The organism is Ruegeria sp. CDSC002, assembly GCF_059610905.1.
Map to the genome: position 1 here is coordinate 33,153 of NZ_JBXWOM010000013.1, position 17,619 is coordinate 50,771.

The 17,619-nt window shown below is 57.8% G+C and carries 19 protein-coding genes; 12 read left to right on the forward strand and 7 right to left on the reverse strand.

What is annotated here, in order from left to right; translation table 11 throughout:
* Positions 1-77: 77 nt before the first annotated feature.
* Positions 78-1,289, forward strand: coding sequence for an NADH:flavin oxidoreductase/NADH oxidase family protein (locus AC2FJE_RS20075; RefSeq protein WP_496754284.1), 1,212 nt, complete (start codon positions 78-80; stop codon positions 1,287-1,289).
* Positions 1,290-1,560: 271 nt separating this feature from the next.
* A complete protein-coding gene (locus AC2FJE_RS20080; RefSeq protein WP_496761389.1) occupies positions 1,561-2,607 on the forward strand; it encodes an aldo/keto reductase in 1,047 nt (348 codons plus the stop codon).
* Between the two features lie 70 nt (positions 2,608-2,677).
* Here AC2FJE_RS20080 and AC2FJE_RS20085 read toward each other — a convergent pair whose 3' ends face one another.
* Entirely contained in the window at positions 2,678-3,664 is a 987-nt protein-coding gene (locus AC2FJE_RS20085) for a GlxA family transcriptional regulator (protein ID WP_282151377.1), read from the reverse strand.
* Positions 3,665-3,797: 133 nt separating this feature from the next.
* Between AC2FJE_RS20085 and bcoG the strand changes: the two genes are divergently transcribed.
* From bcoG to AC2FJE_RS20105, 4 genes are all read left to right on the forward strand, one after another.
* The gene (gene bcoG, locus AC2FJE_RS20090; protein WP_496761392.1) at positions 3,798-4,712 is read left to right on the forward strand and encodes a 3-dehydrocarnitine:acetyl-CoA trimethylamine transferase BcoG; all 915 of its coding nucleotides are present in this window, start codon (positions 3,798-3,800) and stop codon (positions 4,710-4,712) included.
* Positions 4,713-4,776: 64 nt separating this feature from the next.
* The gene (locus tag AC2FJE_RS20095; RefSeq protein ID WP_109311737.1) at positions 4,777-5,106 is read left to right on the forward strand and encodes a hypothetical protein; all 330 of its coding nucleotides are present in this window, start codon (positions 4,777-4,779) and stop codon (positions 5,104-5,106) included.
* 8 nt (positions 5,107-5,114) lie between these two features.
* Positions 5,115-6,581, forward strand: a complete 1,467-nt coding sequence (locus tag AC2FJE_RS20100; RefSeq protein ID WP_496754279.1) for a carnitine 3-dehydrogenase — start codon at positions 5,115-5,117, stop codon at positions 6,579-6,581.
* Complete coding sequence (locus tag AC2FJE_RS20105) at positions 6,578-7,339, forward strand: SDR family oxidoreductase (protein ID WP_496754277.1); 762 nt, start codon at positions 6,578-6,580, stop codon at positions 7,337-7,339. Before AC2FJE_RS20100 ends, AC2FJE_RS20105 begins: the two co-directional genes overlap by 4 nt.
* On the opposite strand, the gene AC2FJE_RS20110 is transcribed toward AC2FJE_RS20105, so the two are convergent.
* Positions 7,336-7,518, reverse strand: a complete 183-nt coding sequence (locus tag AC2FJE_RS20110) for a hypothetical protein (RefSeq protein ID WP_496738430.1) — start codon at positions 7,516-7,518, stop codon at positions 7,336-7,338. The two genes, AC2FJE_RS20105 and AC2FJE_RS20110, sit on opposite strands and share 4 nt — an antisense overlap.
* 94 nt (positions 7,519-7,612) lie before the next feature.
* Positions 7,613-8,476 (reverse strand): helix-turn-helix domain-containing protein, encoded by an 864-nt coding sequence (locus tag AC2FJE_RS20115; protein ID WP_058271837.1) that lies wholly within the window; start codon positions 8,474-8,476, stop codon positions 7,613-7,615.
* Positions 8,477-8,582: 106 nt separating this feature from the next.
* Here AC2FJE_RS20115 and AC2FJE_RS20120 point away from each other — a divergent pair, with 106 nt between their 5' ends.
* From AC2FJE_RS20120 to AC2FJE_RS20130, 3 genes are read left to right on the forward strand one after another with little or no spacing between them, the layout of a single operon-like run.
* On the forward strand, positions 8,583-8,786 hold the full coding sequence (locus AC2FJE_RS20120; protein WP_058278218.1) for a DUF2061 domain-containing protein: 204 nt from the start codon (positions 8,583-8,585) through the stop codon (positions 8,784-8,786).
* A complete protein-coding gene (locus AC2FJE_RS20125) occupies positions 8,779-9,663 on the forward strand; it encodes a fatty acid desaturase (protein ID WP_496754275.1) in 885 nt (294 codons plus the stop codon). The genes AC2FJE_RS20120 and AC2FJE_RS20125 overlap by 8 nt, the downstream gene beginning before the upstream one ends.
* Before the next feature lie 21 nt (positions 9,664-9,684).
* Positions 9,685-10,587: an EamA family transporter gene (locus AC2FJE_RS20130; protein WP_496754271.1), complete on the forward strand. Its 903-nt coding sequence runs from the start codon at positions 9,685-9,687 to the stop codon at positions 10,585-10,587.
* On the opposite strand, the gene AC2FJE_RS20135 is transcribed toward AC2FJE_RS20130, so the two are convergent.
* The 4 genes from AC2FJE_RS20135 to AC2FJE_RS20150 all read right to left on the reverse strand — a co-directional run bounded on the left by AC2FJE_RS20135 (position 10,584) and on the right by AC2FJE_RS20150 (position 15,176).
* Positions 10,584-11,999 carry a DEAD/DEAH box helicase gene (locus AC2FJE_RS20135; RefSeq protein ID WP_496754771.1) on the reverse strand — a complete coding sequence of 472 codons (1,416 nt, stop codon included), beginning with the start codon at positions 11,997-11,999 and terminating at the stop codon, positions 10,584-10,586. The two genes, AC2FJE_RS20130 and AC2FJE_RS20135, sit on opposite strands and share 4 nt — an antisense overlap.
* 184 nt (positions 12,000-12,183) lie before the next feature.
* Positions 12,184-13,113 (reverse strand): glycosyltransferase family 2 protein, encoded by a 930-nt coding sequence (locus tag AC2FJE_RS20140; RefSeq protein WP_058271833.1) that lies wholly within the window; start codon positions 13,111-13,113, stop codon positions 12,184-12,186.
* The gene (locus AC2FJE_RS20145) at positions 13,110-13,547 is read right to left on the reverse strand and encodes a hypothetical protein (RefSeq protein ID WP_058271832.1); all 438 of its coding nucleotides are present in this window, start codon (positions 13,545-13,547) and stop codon (positions 13,110-13,112) included. Before AC2FJE_RS20145 ends, AC2FJE_RS20140 begins: the two co-directional genes overlap by 4 nt.
* A gap of 21 nt (positions 13,548-13,568) precedes the next feature.
* Positions 13,569-15,176 (reverse strand): peptide chain release factor 3, encoded by a 1,608-nt coding sequence (locus tag AC2FJE_RS20150; protein ID WP_058278118.1) that lies wholly within the window; start codon positions 15,174-15,176, stop codon positions 13,569-13,571.
* A 109-nt stretch (positions 15,177-15,285) separates the two neighbouring features.
* Between AC2FJE_RS20150 and AC2FJE_RS20155 the strand changes: the two genes are divergently transcribed.
* The 3 genes from AC2FJE_RS20155 (at position 15,286) to AC2FJE_RS20165 (ending at position 17,611) form a co-directional block, all read left to right on the forward strand.
* Positions 15,286-15,648 (forward strand): SnoaL-like domain-containing protein, encoded by a 363-nt coding sequence (locus AC2FJE_RS20155; protein WP_496754268.1) that lies wholly within the window; start codon positions 15,286-15,288, stop codon positions 15,646-15,648.
* A gap of 68 nt (positions 15,649-15,716) precedes the next feature.
* Complete coding sequence (locus AC2FJE_RS20160; RefSeq protein ID WP_496754266.1) at positions 15,717-16,496, forward strand: SDR family oxidoreductase; 780 nt, start codon at positions 15,717-15,719, stop codon at positions 16,494-16,496.
* A gap of 2 nt (positions 16,497-16,498) precedes the next feature.
* Positions 16,499-17,611: a YhaZ family DNA alkylation repair protein gene (locus AC2FJE_RS20165; protein WP_496754264.1), complete on the forward strand. Its 1,113-nt coding sequence runs from the start codon at positions 16,499-16,501 to the stop codon at positions 17,609-17,611.
* Positions 17,612-17,619 lie beyond the last annotated feature (8 nt).

Sequence of the window (17,619 nt, forward strand, 5' to 3'; positions counted from 1 at the left end):
GAAGCCCGAATTGACGGTTGCGGTGCAAGGCAAAAATGACTGTTTTCAACTGTTAAGGCAAAAGTTTGAGGAACCAAATGTCCAATAGAACCCAGTCTCTCTTGCGCCAGCCGCTAATTCTGCCCTGCGGCGTAACTCTTAAAAACCGAATTGCTAAATCGGCGATGTCTGACTCGCTTGGTGACGGCAAAGGCAATCCAAGTGATGATCAAATCAAGCTCTATGAGCGTTGGGCAACTGGCGGCCTCGCCCTCTCGATCATCGGCGAAGTGCAGGGCACACCTCATTTCGCAGAGAAGCCCGGCAATTTGGTTTTGAACGATCAATCCGATTTCGCATTTCTAAGAAAACTTGCACAGGCAGGGGCAACCAACGACGCTCATTTGTGGCCGCAACTTGGACATGCAGGTGCGATGGCGGATGCTCCGATCAGCTCGCCGAAGGGGCCGAGTAGACTTGATTTGCCCGGTCTGAAATGTGGCGCGCTGTCCTTGGATGAGATCCATGCACTGCCGGCCGAATTTGCACGCACAGCAAACCTTGCCAAGCAGCTCGGGTTCGGTGGCGTTGAGTTGCATGCGGCCCATGGATTCTTACTTAATCAGTTTCTGTCTCCGCTATTCAACAAACGCGAAGATGCCTATGGCGGTTCATTGCAAAACCGGATGAGACTGCTGCTGGAAGTGATCAGCGCCGTGCGCGATGCCGTTGGCCCGGATTTCCCTGTGGGCATCAAATTGAACGCTACAGATCAACTTGAAGGCGGCTTCGCTGAAGATGAATCTCTTGAGGTCATTGCGGCATTAGACAAAACAACAATTGATCTGATTGATGTCAGCGGTGGCACATATTTTCCGGGTGCTGCGTCATCATCAGATCGTGCGGGTTCCGGCGCCTATTTTCTTGATTTTGCTGAACGTGCGCGTGCGAAAACGAACATTCCCCTTATGGTGACGGGCGGTTTCAAGACGCTTGCACAGGCCAAAAGCGCCATTGCAGAGGGAAAAGCCGATCTCGTTGGATTGGCCCGCGCATTGGTCGTTGATCCAGAATTGCCATCCTTTTGGCTTTCCGATCAACGCGACGAGCCGCAATTCCCACGTTTCAAGAACCCTCCGGAAGGCGGAGTGACTGCATGGTACACGATGCAAGTCACGCGGATCGCCAGGGGAGAAAACGCGCTTGAACCTGACGAGCTAGACGAAGCAATAGCGGCATACGAGGCCAGAGATGAGGTTCGACGAGAGGTTTGGAACTCTCATTTCAGCGGAATCTCACGAGCAACCTAAAGCCGGCATTGGCGCAGCTGCAGTGACCGGAAGCATTGGTCCGCATGGCGGACCAAAACTTTGAAAGGAAAGCGCATTCGCTGGAATCGGCATGGATACCCGTATCACAGGGGGCAGAAACGCCGTGTGCTGCGTTTGGCTTTATTCCGCTTTCTGCAGAGAGGTTTGAATAAGCCCAACCCCTTGTTGCACCGGAATTGATCGCCTGCACCCTTGCTCTGACGGTTCTCTGCTTTAGGGTGCGCGGCGTTGCGAGCAGAAGGATTTTGAGATGAAAAAGAACCCATTGGGGCGCACTGGTATTGAAGTGACGGATCTGTGCCTTGGCACCATGACGTTTGGGACGCAGACCTCTGAAGCGGATGCACACACCCAGATCGACATGGCGCTGGAGGCTGGGATCAATTTCGTTGACGCGGCTGAGATGTACCCGGTGAACCCGATCTCGAAAGAGACCGTGGGGCGGACCGAAGAAATCCTGGGCAACTGGAACGCGGTGAACCCCGCGCGGCGGGCGGAGTATATTCTGGCGACCAAACACTCCGGTGCAGGTTTCGCGCATGCCCGCGACGGGGCACCAATTTCTGCGCAAACGATTCCCGAAGCGATCGAGGGGTCTCTGCGTCGATTGCAGACGGATTGCATCGATCTGTATCAGTTTCACTGGCCCAATCGCGGCAGTTACATGTTTCGGCAGAACTGGACCTATGCGCCGTCTGGTCACAACACCAATGACGTACTGGAGAATATGGAGGAGTGCCTTGTCGCTCTGCAACAGCAAGTCGATAAGGGCAATATCCGCGCGTTCGGCCTGTCGAATGAAAGCGCATGGGGCACCGCGCAATGGCTGCGGCTGGCCGAACAGACGGGCGCGCCACGGGTCGCTTCGGTCCAGAATGAGTATTCTCTGCTGTGCCGCCACTTCGACACCGATATGGCCGAGCTTAGCGTGCACGAAGATGTCGGCCTGATGGCGTTTTCTCCGTTGGCGGCAGGGTTTCTGACGGGCAAGTATCAGGGCGGAGCGGTGCCTAAGGACTCGCGCATGGATCTTGTTCCGACCATGGGTGGGCGTAAGTACGAGCGTGTGTTTGGGGCCGTAGATGCCTATCTGAAGATCGCGCAGCGGCATGGCCTGGATCCGGTACATATGGCGCTGGCATGGTGCCAAACGCGCCCGTTTATGATGTCTGCCATTTTCGGAGCGACCACGATTGCGCAGTTGGCCCATATTCTGGGGGGCACGGAGGTGGTGTTGGCGGATGATGTCCTGGCGGATATCAGTGCCGCGCATCGCGCGCATCCGATGCCGTTCTAAGGGGGCTCTGCATCCGCCGCGCTTTGCGCGACTCCCCCGGGAAATTTTTAGCCAGATGAAGCGGATCCGGTCAGTGATGTGTGGGCTGGATCCGGTCCTGACGGAGGTCTCTGGCCGACAGGCCGTGCGCGGTGCGGAAAGCACGGGCAAAGCTGGATTGTGAGGCAAAGCCTGTGGCGAGTGCCACGTCCATCAATGGCATATCCGTATCGGTTACCAGACGCCGCGCTTCGGCCAGGCGCAGTTGCAGATAGTGATCCTGTGGCGTTGTGTTCAGGCGCAGACGGAACTGTTGTTGCAGAGTACGAGGGCTGGTGCCCAGAGAGTCGGCAATGACGGCCAACGGTAGCGGGTCCTCGAGCGATGTCTCCATCAACGAGTTCGCCTTTGCTGTCAGAGCCGTATGACGATGCGGCGCGCCTGTACGGCTTTGTGGCTTGGACGGTTCCGGTGCGCCCTCGTATAGGAACAGGCCGGACACGCGGGCGGCAAAACCTGCGCCGTGGCGCGCGGCGATGATGTGTAGCATCATCTCGACTGCGGGGATCGCGCCGCCTGAAGTCAGCCGGTTGCCGGACACAGTAAATCGGTCAGGGCGAACATCAACTTCGGGGAAGCGGGTCGCGAAATTGTCCAGATCCTCCCAGTGCGTTGTGGCGGAGTGGCCGTTCAGCAGGCCGGCTTCAGCCAACAACCAGGGGCCGCCGTCGATGCCAGCCATGGTGGCTCCGGTACCGGCAATGCGGCGCAGTCCGGCGAGCAAGCTGGGTGTGGCGTGACGGGCCAGTTGGAAACCTGCAATGACGATCATCAGGTCGCAACCCTGCAACCGAGCCAGCGGTGTGCCTGGAACATTCAGGGCGCTGGTCAGCATCGCCGGTTCCGCTGTGGCCGTCACATAATCCCAGTCAAAGGCTGGGCGGTCCGCCAGACGGTTGGCGGCGCGCATGGGATCAACGGCCGAGGCAAAGCTGAGCGTGTTGCATTCATCCAGAACCAGCACGGCCGTTTTTAGGGCGCGATGTTCGGGCTGCAATATGTTTTTTGCGGATTTCATCAAGTTCGATTCGCATTCTGGCAAGTTGTTTCCATAAAGCTGCGCCAGAGTCGGGGATGAACGCAAATCGGAATCCGGGGAGAAGCCTGAGGATAACTTAGGTCAAAACCGGGTATAAGTTGGGGAAAACACCATGCCACTGGAAATGAACCGCGAAGTCTTCATCACCTGCGCTGTCACCGGCTCGGGCGGAACACAGGATCGCAGCCCGCATGTGCCGCGTTCGCCCAAGCAGATTGCCGAAAGTGCGATCGCCGCGGCCAAGGCAGGCGCGGCCATCGTGCATTGCCACGTGCGTGATCCGGAAACCGGTGCACCCAGCCGTCGTCTGGACCTGTACCGCGAGGTGACTGATCGCATTCGTGAAGCCGAGGTCGACGTTGTGCTGAACCTCACCGCCGGGATGGGCGGCGACATGATTTTTGGCCCGACGGAATCTCCACTGCCGTTGAACGCGGACGGCACCGACATGATCGGCGCGGCTGCTCGGGTGGAGCACGTGGCTGAATGTCTGCCCGAAATCTGTACTCTTGATTGCGGCACCATGAATTTTGCCGAAGCTGACTATGTCATGACCAACACGCCAGGCATGCTGCAGGCGATGGGCCGGATGATGACGCATCTGGGCGTGAAGCCTGAGATCGAGGCCTTTGATACCGGTCATCTGTGGTACGCCAAGCAGTTGGTGAAGGACGGCGTTCTGGACAGCCAGGCACTGGTTCAGCTGTGCATGGGCGTGCCGTGGGGGGCTCCGGATGATCTGAACACCTTTATGGCCATGGTGAATAACGTGCCTGATGACTGGACCTTCAGCGCATTCGCGCTTGGGCGGAACCAGATGGCATATGCGTCGGCTTCGGTGCTGGCGGGCGGCAATGTGCGCGTTGGCCTTGAGGACAATCTGTTCCTCGATAAAGGCGTTCTTGCGGAAAACTGGCAGCTGGTTGAGCGGGCGAACACCATCGTTTCGAACATGGGCGCGCGGGTGATCGGCGCGCAGGAAGTGCGTGAAAAGCTGGGGCTGGTGAAACGAGCACCTAAGGGCTGAATTTTCTCTTGTCGGAAGTTCGCCTTGCCATGACACCGGGGCATCAACTGAGGGAATGAGACTCATGAAAGTGATGTTGCGGTGTCTGGCTGTCGTCGGAGCGGGACTTATGGCGGCTTGCCTTCCAGCGGATGAAAAGGCGGAGGCGGCTTCTGTGAACAATGGGAGGCAGGCTTGCGAAGCCAAAGGTGGTGTCTACGAGGTTGCAGGCAAAGCCCAGCAATATGTGTGCGTTCTGCCGCTGGCAGATGCGGGCAAGACCTGTGAAAAAGGTTCGGACTGTCAAGGCTTTTGCCTGTCCGAGACCAAACAATGCAGCGCGGTCACGCCGCAGTTCGGGTGCATTCCTCATCTGGATGAGACGGGACGCGAGCTGGTGATCTGTATCGACTAGGAAAAGAAATGACAAAAACAGCAGCTATTATCGGTGGTGGTGTAATCGGCGGCGGGTGGGCCGCGCGGTTCTTGCTTAACGGTTGGGATGTCCGCGTGTTCGATCCGGACCCGGAGGCCGAGCGCAAGATTGGTGAAGTTCTGGACAACGCGCGCCGGTCTCTGCCGGGGTTGAGTGATGTGCTTTTGCCGTCTGAGGGGGCGCTTACCTTCCACGACGATTTGATTGACGCCGTGCAAGGCGCCACCTGGATTCAGGAAAGCGTGCCCGAACGGCTGGAACTGAAGCTGAAGGTTTACAAAAGCTTGCAGGATGCCTGCGATCCGGAGGCGATCATCGGGTCGTCAACTAGCGGGTTCAAACCGTCCGAGTTGCAGGAGGGCGCGCTGCGCCCAGAACAAATCGTGGTGACACACCCGTTTAATCCGGTTTACCTGCTGCCGCTGATCGAATTGGTACCGACCGACAAGAACCGGCCTGAAATGGTCGACCGCGCGAAGGACCTGTTGAAATCGGTGGGTTTCTTCCCTCTGCATGTCAAAAAAGAAATTGATGCGCATATTGCTGACCGGTTCCTCGAAGCCGTCTGGCGCGAGGCGCTGTGGCTGGTCAAGGACGGTATCGCCACGACTGAAGAGATCGACGAAGCGATCCGCATGGGCTTTGGTATCCGCTGGGCGCAGATGGGTCTGTTCGAGACTTATCGCGTGGCCGGTGGCGAGGCGGGGATGCGGCATTTCATGGCGCAGTTCGGCCCGGCGTTGAAATGGCCCTGGACCAAGTTGATGGATGTGCCCGAGTTCACCGATGAGCTGGTCGACATGATCGCGGATCAGTCTGACGTACAGTCGGGCATGCACTCGATCCGCGAATTGGAGCGTATTCGCGACAATAACCTCGTTGGGATGATGCGGGCGCTCAAGGCGCAGAACTATGGGGCCGGTGCTGTTCTGAACCAGCATGACGCGGCGCTGAAACCGGGTGCTTTGCCGACGATGGATCAGGCCGATCTGAGCCAGCCAATTCTGACCTTGTCGCGCGCAGTGCCATTGGACTGGACCGACTATAACGGTCACATGAACGAGGCGCGTTACCTTGAGGCCTTCGCCGCGGCGACCGACCGGTTCATGGAGATCATGGGGTGTGATGCCGATTACATCGCTTCGGGCGGCAGTTACTTTACGGCCGAAAACCACATCCGCTATATCGACGAAGTCCACGCGGGCGCAAAGATCGAAGTGCGTACACAGATGCTGTTGGGGCAGGGCAAGAAGCTGCACGTGTTCCATTCCATGTATGAAGGCGACAAGCTATTGGCCACGGGCGAAAGCTTCCTGCTGCATGTCAGTCTGGAAACCCGTCGTCCGAGCGCACCTTCGGCCGAGATCGAAGCGGCTATGGCCCGGATCGCCGAAGCTCAGGCTGGATTGCCTTATCCTGAAGGTGCGGGTGCTGCGATCCGCAAACCGGCATGAGTGGGCGCGTTCTGATCACGGCTGGCGCCTCGGGCGTTGGCCGCGCCATGGCCGAAGCCTTTGACGCAGCTGGTGCGCAGGTTTGGGTGGCTGATGTTGACCCGAATGCCCTGTCTGATTGTCCGGTCCATTGGCAGCGGTCCGAGGCGAACGTCGCGGATGAGGATGCCGTGGCCACCTTGTTCCAAGACATCGAGGCGGAATGGGGTGGTTTGGATACCCTGTGCGCAAATGCCGGAATCGCGGGACCAACCGCTTCGGTTGAAGATGTTGAATTGGCCGATTGGCGCATGTGCCTTGCAGTAAATCTGGAGGGTGCCTTTCTGTGCTCCAAACACGCCGCTCCAATCCTGAAACGTCAGGGCAGTGGCGCGGTGGTCATTACGTCTTCGACGGCTGGCCAATACGGATACCCAAATCGCGCGCCTTATGCTGCGGCGAAGTGGGGGATGATCGGTCTGGCCAAGACCCTGGCGATGGAGCTTGGCGCGCATGGCGTGCGGTGCAATGTTATCTGCCCTGGCTCAGTAGAAGGCCCACGGATGGAAGGCGTGCTGCAGCGAGAGGCCGACGCCAAGGGCATGACGCGGGACCAGGTCTATGACGGTTACGCCTCGGGCACTTCAATGGGTCGCTTTGTCGAAGGGCACGACATCGCCAATATGGCCGTGTTCCTTGCGTCGGATGCGGCGCGGTTGGTGTCGGGGCAGGTAATTGCGGTCGATGGGCACACCGTTAACCCCGACCCCAAGGTTTAAGCCTGATTGGGTCCGCGAATCTGGCGGATGCTCTGGCGAACCGCCTGCCAGTCACGGGCTTGCTGCATGTTCCCGGCGTCTTTGCATTCGCGCATCTTCTGCGCAGCTTCCGCCTCGGCCTGATCTCCGTGGGCGGAATAAAGCGCCCGTGCGTATTGAGCAGTTTTTAATGCGTCCATTCTTATTGTCCTCCGTCTGTGATCGGATCGCTCGAAAGTTCGCGCCAAGTGACGATATCACACCTTGGTCGCTTACGCATCTATAAGGCCGTTATCAGGCGGAAATCGTTGATCGCAGCTGCCTGAGATGATCGGGGAAGTCCCGCGCCGTCACATCCGCTTCTCGCACCAACGTATCGAAATGACGGGAAAAAACTTCGATCCTGTCGCGGTCCCGAAAGGCCATATAGTGACTGCCCGCGTAGAACACACACAGCAGCGGGCCAAAAATCGTGACCGGCGCAGAATAGAGGCGTTTGGCATCAAACAGATAGATGCGCATGCGGGGATAAAGCTGGTCGCTCAGCTCTAACAAGTGGTCGATCTGATCCATCCTGATTTTCGGGCACAGGCCTTCGTAGTATCCGGTCGCGCGGGCAAAGCTGTCGATCTCATACAGCGGCATGGCGATCTCATAATCTGATTGCGCGCTGCGCATCCACGTCAGCCGGTCTTCTGACGCGCCGATGGCCTGATCCGCCGTTCGCCCCAGATGCGGGGCGTATTCCCACTCTAGCACGGCGCGGGTTTTCAGCATGTCGGGCAGGGTGGCGGGTACATAGCGAACCTTGTAGCCAGCCGCCTCTTTGTGCCATTCGAAAATGCGTTCATCGACCAGCGCGCGTGGCGCTTTGGTCATACTCAGAGAAAGCGCCAGGAGCTCTGCAGCGCTTTCTGGCCGATCCGATAAGCTCAGCAGCCAGTCAGCCGAAACACCTAGCGCTGTGGCGCAGCTGCCAACGACATGCGCGTTCGGCAGGCGCGCACCTTCGCCAGTCAAAAGTTGGGATACGGTCGATCGGTCGACACCGATATCCCGGGCCAGCGCGCTTTGGCTGATGTCACGTTCTTCCATCGCGCGGGCAAGGCGTTGGCGAAACTGTGCAGCGCGGTCTCGTTTGTCTAATTTATCCGTCATATGGTGATTTATATCATGGATGATGAATTTTGTTAATCATATTCAGAATTTTCAACTCGGCCACGATCCGTAATTCTTAAAGCATAACAATAATATGGGTGACGGAATGGAAACGCGACGAAGATCGGTCGTGAAGGCTGTGGTGTGGAATGCGATGGGCCTGGTCATGATGACTCTGGTGGGTCTGATCGCGACAGGTTCTGCCGCAGTTGGTGGGACGTTGGCGATTGTGAACACGGGCATCGGCCTGACGATGTACGTGATCTATGAGCGTGTCTGGGCAGGCATCACATGGGGCCGAAATGTCTGAGCGGCCGGGTCCCGAGTGGGGCACCTTTGCCCTGATCATTGCGTGTTATGCAGCATGGCTGGCGGTGATATTCACACTTCCCGTCTGGCTGGCTATCCCCGCCATGGGCTTGGTCGCGGCGCTGCACTCGTCGCTGACGCACGAGGCGCTGCACGGGCACCCGTTCCGTACGCGCTGGGTGAACGAGGCGCTGATGGCACTGCCGCTAACCTTGTTCATTCCATACAACCGGTTCCGCGATCTGCATCTGGCGCATCACAGGGATTCGACGCTGACTGACCCCTATGACGACCCCGAGTCGAACTATCTGGACCCGAAGGTTTGGAATACGCTCAAAGGTTGGCAAAAGCGGCTGCTGAGGGCGAACAACACACTACTTGGGCGCATGGTGTTGGGCCCGACGATTGGTCAGTATCTCTTCTTTCGGGATGAGTTGCGCGGCGCCAAACGCGGAGACAGAGCCGTACTGTTGGCATGGGGGCTGCACCTGGTTGGGGTGGCCGCGGTTTTGTGGGTGGTTGCTGGGTCTCCAATGCCTGTATGGGCCTTTGTTCTGTCTGCTTACATTGGCTTGGGCCTGGTCAAGATCCGGACGTTTCTTGAACACCGAGCGCACGAAAACTCCAGCGCCCGAACCGTCATCGTCGAAGATCGTGGATTGTTGGCTTTTTTGTTTCTGAACAACAATCTGCACGTCGTTCATCACATGAATCCCGGTGCTCCGTGGTATCGGTTGCCTGCGCTTTATCGTGCCGGAAAAGACCGCTATCTGGCCAGCAACCACGCTTATGTCTACCGGTCTTACGGGCAGATTTTCCGGTCCTATTTCTGGCGTACCAAGGACCCGGTCGAGCATCCGCTCTGGCCAAAGGGTTGATTTGACGACACAAGGGAATCCATGAGTTTGTGGATTCCCATCACCATCGCCGCCGCGGCATTTCAGACCGTGCGGTTCATGCTGCAAAAGTCGCTGAGCACCGTGAAACTTTCGGCAGCCGGCGCGACTTTTGCGCGGTTTGCCTATTCCATGCCACTGGCCGTTCTAGGCCTGTTCATGGCGATGCAGTTGACTGGTTTCAGCCTACCGGCCCTAACCGGGCGGTTCTGGTTGTTTGCAGTGATCGGCGGGACAACGCAGATATTGGCGACCATCTGCGTGGTGGCCTTGTTCAAACAACGCAATTTTGCCGTCGGCATTACATTCAAGAAGACCGAAGTTATCCAAACCGCCATCGTCGGATTTCTGGTCTTGGGCGATAAGGTGTCTTTGGGTGCGTTGTTTGCGATTGTTCTGGGACTGGTGGCTGTCTTGCTGTTGTCGAAAAGCCCTGGTGGAGAAGGGGCTTGGTGGGCACATCTCACCAACCGTGCATCGCGTCTTGGGCTGGGTTCGGGCGTGCTGTTTGCTTTCTCATCCGTCAGCTATCGCGGTGCCTCGTTGGAGCTGGGGGATTTAGACGCCTGGTTCCGGGCGCTGGTCACTTTGGCCGTGGTGGTTTCGTTCCAATTCTTCAGCATGGGGCTGTGGCTGCTATGGCGCGACCGTGCTGAGCTGCGCGCAGTTTGGGACACACGCCGAACGGGCGTTTTTGTCGGCCTCACCAGTCTATGTGGATCGTTCTGCTGGTTCTTCGCCTTCACGCTGCAAAACGCGGCCTATGTCAAAGCTCTGGGGCAGGTCGAACTGATCTTCAGCCTGTTCGCCTCGCTCTTGTTTTTCCGCGAAAGAATCACCCGGCGCGAGATCGCCGGGATGACGTTGCTTGGTGCCTCGATACTGGCACTGGTGCTTACGATTTAGCCTGCACGGCGTTCGTCAAAGCTGAGGGCGATGAAGCTGGGCAAGTGATCGCCCATGCCGACAACTGCAGGGCCCCTGTCGTCTCTGCGACCGCGGCCTTTGGACTCTTTGTCCTTACGGGGCTCTCTATCCTTGCGCGGTTCTCTATCCTTACGAGGCTCTCTTTCCGTGCGGGGCTCACTTTTGCGCCGCTCGGACTTTTTGGTGTCCGCCGCTTTGGGCCGATTCTCGGTTTTTGGGGAATCGGCTTTGGAGTCATCCGCCTCAATCGGGTTGTTCAGACGGGGAATTTCCTTCTGAATCAACTTCTCTACCGCCGCCAGCGCCTTTTCATCGCGGGAAGAGCAGATCGTGATCGCCTTGCCCTCTCGCCCGGCGCGACCGGTGCGGCCAATGCGGTGGACGTAATCCTCGGGGTGACCGGGGACGTCGAAATTGATCACATGGCTGACGGATGGCACATCCAATCCGCGCGCGGCCACGTCCGAGGCCACGAGTAGGCGCAAAGACCCATCCCGGAAGCCGTCGAGTGTTTTCGTGCGCTGGGATTGATCCAGATCGCCGTGGATCGCGGCGGCGTCATAGCCGTATTTTTTGAGAGACTTGGCGCAGATATCCACATCGGTCTTGCGGTTGCAGAAGATGATGGCGTTGGTGCATTTTTCGCCTTCAGCGTCGATCAGTGCCCGCAGGACATTGCGTTTTTGGCTGGCCTCACGATCCCGACGACCGCCTTTGAACATCACGACGCCCTGTTCAATAGTTTCTGAAGCGGTGGCCTGACGCGCAACCTCGACCCGCGTGGGTGCAGACAGGAAGGTGTCGGTGATCCGCTCAATCTCGGGGGCCATTGTGGCCGAAAAGAACAACGTCTGGCGCGTGAACGGCGTCAGCGAGAAGATGCGTTCGATATCGGGGATGAACCCCATGTCCAGCATCCGGTCAGCTTCGTCGACAACCATGATCTGAACACCGGTCAAAAGAAGCTTGCCGCGTTCGAAATGGTCCAGCAGGCGACCTGGCGTGGCGATCAGGACGTCAACGCCCCGGTCGATCAACGCGTCCTGTTCTTTGAAGCTGACGCCGCCAATCAACAGCGCTTTGGTCAGTTTCAGGTGTTTGGCGTAGGTGTCGAAATTCTCGGCCACCTGCGCGGCCAGTTCCCGGGTCGGGCACAGCACTAGCGAGCGCGGCATACGTGCACGGGCGCGCCCACGGGCCAGCAAGGTGATCATCGGCAGCGTAAAGCTGGCCGTCTTGCCGGTACCGGTCTGAGCAATGCCCAGAACATCACGACCTTCAAGGGCAGCTGGTATCGCGCCTTCCTGAATCGGCGTGGGCGTTTCGTATCCGGCTTCCTCAATGGCTTTGAGGACCTTCGGGTTCAGGTTCAGTTCGTTGAATTTTGTCATGTATGTCCGGTTCATGCGGACACTAGACCTAGCCCGCGCGTCAAAGGAATGCCGGGCCCGGATGGCCATACGCTGTCACGCGCATTTCGGCTTTGCGCGGACATAACAAAATCATGGGGCAGGGTCAAATGAAGAGCCCTTAACCTGACGTCGCTAGCGCCCACTGCAGATTTTCCGCAACAATTCAGCAGCTTCCGGGAAAGTGTTTCACAACTTTCGCGTCCAGATCCAGCGGTCTGTGCCGGATCAACCCATATTCTTCGAGACGTGTGCGTACGCCAGGATCGGCACCGCTAATTTCGTCATAGAACGCGCGCAAGCCGTCCTGGCCCTGTTCTGTCTCGATCCAGTTGAACAGCTCATTCTTGTTCAGACCGCCCAGTTCGCGCGGAACATTAGGGGACATGCCGGGTTGATAGGACCCACGCGCCATCCGGAACTGATAATGCGCCGCCCAGTGGTTCCAATCCGGGGCGTGGCGATGACACAGCTCTAACCCCGGAAGTTCAAATTTGCAGGGCAGAAGCTTTTTGTTTTGAAACAAATTGTGGATTCGAAAGTTCAGCTTTTCCATACCTGTACGGACAAATAATTTACCCTGAACATGGCTGAGAAACCCGCCAAGAACAAAGCCACCATAGTTGGGATAGATCGACTGCACTATGGCTGAACGGTCCGGTCCGCTGGGGATATGTGCTTTGAACAGATCTTCGCCCCCTGACATTTCCTCCATCGGCCGGACGCGGACGGCAGGGATGTCGGCGGGGACGGATTGCAACTGATCTGGGATTGGTTTTGAGGACCACAGAAACTCATCCACATCGATATGGGCCAGCCAGTCCAGATCGGTGTTGCGATAGGCGAATGTGGCATGAAGCGTCTGGCGAACCTGATGGCGGTCCGGGCGGTCACGTTTGCGATTCTCCCAAAAGGCATCATCAGAGATTCGCGCCCTGATTTTCGGGTGTTTCCTCAGCGTCCGGTGCGCCTCACGATTGGGTTCGTCCAGGTAAATGTACAGATAATCCGCACCCAGATCGAGGTGATGGGCCGCGAACCTGAGTATGTCGCGGGTCGATCCGCGAACCATTGAGACGATACCCCAGGTCGTCATTGGCGCGCTTCCCTACGCGCTGCACGAGTCTCACGCATTTTGGCCAGGCGCCGGAACACTGTCCCGGGATCGCGATTCAAAGCCTTGAACAGATGATCCGAATGCTCGGCCCACAACCGGCAAAACAAGGCGGGGGCGTGGTTCGGCCAGGATCGTTTCCGCAAGTTCGAAATAAGCTGCGCGTTCAGAAACGCCAGTTCAGATTTTCCGACGAATTCCTGCGCGATGTGTCGGCGTTTGCGCGTCCAGGATGTATCCGCCTGGCCGGGTTGCGGCCGTGTCGCGCTTTCAGGAACAATCTGACGCGTCAAATGGGTCAGATCGACATCTTCTGCTGGCAGTACCTCGTCCGAGAAGTCGAAAGGCGCTCGTCGCCTTTCGAACCTGTCTTGCAGGGCGGGCAAGCCACCCGAATACGTTAGATCATCATCCATTCGTGCTTTCGGCCCGTGCCATCACGCCATCATCTCTTTCGTGGCCGTCAGGTTCAGTTCGGGGTAGTCGCGGACGACCCGGTCGATGTCCCACTGCAGGCGCGTCAGATAAACGATATCGCCGTCATGATCATGGGCGATGTGCTGCTTGTTGGCTTCGACGAACTTCTCGACTTCGGCTTTGCCGCCGCTGACCCAGCGGGCCGAGGTGAATTGCGACGCCTCAAAGCGCACTGGCAGGCCGTATTCCATCTCAATCCGGCTGGCGAGCACTTCGAATTGCAACGCGCCGACGACGCCGACGATGAAGCCTGACCCGATCGAAGGTTTGAACACCTTGGCGGCACCTTCCTCGGCAAATTGCATCAGAGCCTTTTCCAGATGCTTGGCCTTCATTGGATCGCCCGGGCGCACGGTTTGCAGCAGTTCCGGCGCGAAGGACGGGATGCCGGTCACCCGGATCGCTTCGCCTTCGGTCAGCGTGTCGCCGATGCGCAATTGCCCGTGGTTGGGGATGCCGATGATATCACCGGCCCAGGCCTCTTCGGCCAGTTCGCGGTCGGACGCCAGAAACAGCACAGGGTTCGAAATCGCCATCGGCTTTTTCGATCGCACGTGGGTCAGCTTCATACCACGCTTGAAATGGCCCGATGCCATGCGAACAAAGGCGACGCGGTCGCGGTGCTTTGGGTCCATATTTGCCTGAACCTTGAAGACAAAACCGGCGACCTTCTTTTCATCCGGTGCGATTTGACGCGGTTCGGCAGACTGGATTTGCGGCTGCGGGCCATAAGCGCCGATGCCCTCCATCAGTTCCTTGACACCGAACGAGTTGATCGCCGAACCGAACCAGATCGGGGTCATATGCCCCTCAAGCACCGCCTGCGGGTCCATGGCGGGCAGCAGCTCCCGCGCCATCTCGACCTCTTCTAGGAACTTCTCCAGCAGGTGCTCGGGTACGTGTTCCGCGAGCTTGGGGTCATCAAGACCGTTGATCTCGATGCTTTCGGCCACTTTGTTACGGTCGGCGCGGTCCATCAGCTCCAACCGGTCGCGCAGCATGTCGTAGCAGCCGATGAAATCGCGGCCGACGCCGATGGGCCACGCGGCAGGCGTGACGTCAATGGCCAGCATTTCCTGAATTTCGTCGATGATCTCGAACGTATCGCGGCTTTCGCGGTCCATCTTGTTACAGAAGGTCAGGATCGGCAGATCACGCAGGCGACAGACCTCGAACAGTTTCTGCGTCTGGCTTTCCACACCTTTCGCGCCGTCGATGACCATCACGGCGGCGTCCACAGCGGTCAGCGTGCGATAGGTGTCTTCAGAGAAATCACTGTGGCCGGGCGTATCCACCAGATTGAACCTGAAGGTGTCATAGTCAAAAGACATCGCCGATGCGGAAACCGAGATGCCGCGATCCTTCTCCATCTGCATGAAGTCCGAACGGGTGCGCCGGGCTTCGCCCTTGGCGCGCACCTGACCGGCCATCTGAATAGCGCCCCCGTACAACAGGAACTTTTCAGTCAGCGTCGTTTTGCCCGCATCCGGGTGCGAGATGATGGCGAATGTCCGGCGCCGGGCGATCTCGGGCGGCAAAACGGGTTGGTTCGAGGCGATATCAAGCATGAACGCGCGTATATGCGGGGAATTCTGCCGAGGCAAGACAAAGGGGGTGTTCAGAATCGCCTGATACTGGCAAAAAGAACATATAGTGAACAAATGATGGAGAGGTGTGATGAATTTAAAAGAAATCGCAAACGAACTGGTCGCTGGTTGCCGCGAGGGCCGGGCCAAAGCGAATTTGGATAAGCTCTATGCAGACAATGCCGTTTCTGTCGAAGCTGTGGATTACTCGGGTATGGGGCGCGAAGTCGCCGGGCGCGACGCAATCCGCGGCAAACATGAATGGTGGGAAGGCGCACATGATGTAACCGAAGCTTCAGTAAGTGATCCATTTGTGCATGGTGTGGACCGCTTTGCCGTAATTTTTGAAGTGAAGGGTACTGTGCTGGAAAGCGGTGACAGCTTTGATATGCGCGAAGTCGCCATTTACCACGTCGCGGATGGCAAGATCGTGCGCGAAGAGTTCTTTTACTAACGTGTTTTGGTTTCTGGTCTTCCCTGAAAGGCTGGTGCTAGATGTGCGGCAAAGACAGGGAGGATCAGATGGATCTGGGAATTAGAGGAAAGCGCGCGCTGGTTTGTGCCAGCAGCAAAGGTCTGGGTCTGGGCTGTGCCGAGGCGCTTGCAGCGGCCGGCGTTGATCTGGTGATGAACGCGCGCGGGTCTGAGGCTTTGGAAGCCGAGGCCACGCGCCTGCGATCTGAACATGGGGTGGACGTGCAAACTGTCGCCTGCGATGTGACCTCGGTTGACGGGCAAGAACAGGTGATAAAAGTCGCGCAGAATGTTGATATTCTTGTGACAAATGCCGGTGGTCCGCCGCCCGGTTTGTGGTCGGACTGGGATCGTGACGATTTTATTAAGGCGCTGGACTCTAACATGCTGACGCCGATTGCCTTCATGAAGGCACTGTTGCCGGGGATGATGGACAAGGGCTGGGGCCGGGTGGTGAATATCACCTCGCAATCTGTGCGTGCACCGATCCCTGCGCTGGGTCTGTCGAATGCAGCCCGCACCGGACTGACAGGTTATGTTGCCGGAACTGCGCGTCAGGTTGCACCAAAAGGTGTGACGATCAACAACTTGCTGCCGGGCATTCACGCCACTGACCGGGCGGACTCATTGGATGGTGGTGTCGCGGCGCAAAAAGGAATTTCGATGGACGAGGCGCGCGCTGAACGCGCGGCAACCATCCCGGCGCGCCGGTATGGAACGCGTGAAGAGTTTGGCGCAGCCTGTGCGTTCCTGTGTTCGCAGAATGCCGGTTTCATTGTCGGGCAGAACATACTGCTGGATGGTGGCGCCACCAATCTGACGATGTGATCATGGCTCAAAACTTCTCACTTAAAGATCAACTGTTTAATGCCGAAAAGACCCGCTATTTGGCGGGGCTTTTCGCGGGTGCGGACCCGTCCTTTGATGCCGAGGCGTTTGAGGCGCAGGTCATGTCGCGTCTGCTGGATCTGGAACTGAAAGAGAGGATGGCCTGGATCGCTGAATGCCTGCAACAGGCGGTGCCGGGCGACTTGCCTCAGATCGCATCAACGCTGCTGCGCGCTTTGCCGCCGCCTTTGGATCCCGGCAAAACGGATGATGATTTTGGTGATTTCATCTTTGCTCCGCTGGGTGACTGGGTTGTTGCCGTGGGGCTGGATCATCCGAGGCAGTCATTGGATGTTCTTGAGGAACTGACCCAAAGGTTTTCAATGGAATGGGCCATACGTCCGTTCCTCAACACCCATCAGGAACAGGTGTTGGCGCGGATGCAGGAGTGGTGCGCGCATGACAGCTATCACGTGCGCCGGCTGGTCAGCGAAGGCACAAGACCGCGTTTGCCTTGGGGGCAGGCGGTGGGGCTGGACCTGACCGATCCGCTGCCTCTACTGGATCGGCTGCATGCCGATGGGACGCGATATGTCACGCGGTCGGTGGCCAACCACCTGAATGACATCACCAAGAAAGACCCCGATCTGGTTTTGGACCGGTTGCAGGATTGGGGCAGGAACGGGCGGCAGGATCAGGCCGAGATGGACTGGATGACCTCGCACACCTTGCGCGGGCTTGTGAAAGCAGGCCATCCGCGCGCCATGAAAATGCTGGGCTTTGACCCGGATGCGAAGGTTTCGGCCGATGTCACCATCAAGGGTGATGCCCAGATCGGCGGCGCGCTGGAATTCGATGTAATGCTGAGTGGAAACGGCGACCAACCTGTTTTGGTGGATTACATTGTTCATTTTCAAAGGCCTGGTGGTAAAACCTCAGCCAAAGTGCACAAGCTGAAACAGTCCACTTTGGTAGATGGTGCTCTTACCCTGACCAAAAAGCATAAGCTTAAAGGTGACGCGACCACGTTCAAACTTATCCCCGGTGCGCATCGGCTTGAGATACAGGTGAACGGCAAACTGCGCGCGGGCGTTGATTTCGAACTGCTGGCATAACCCCTACA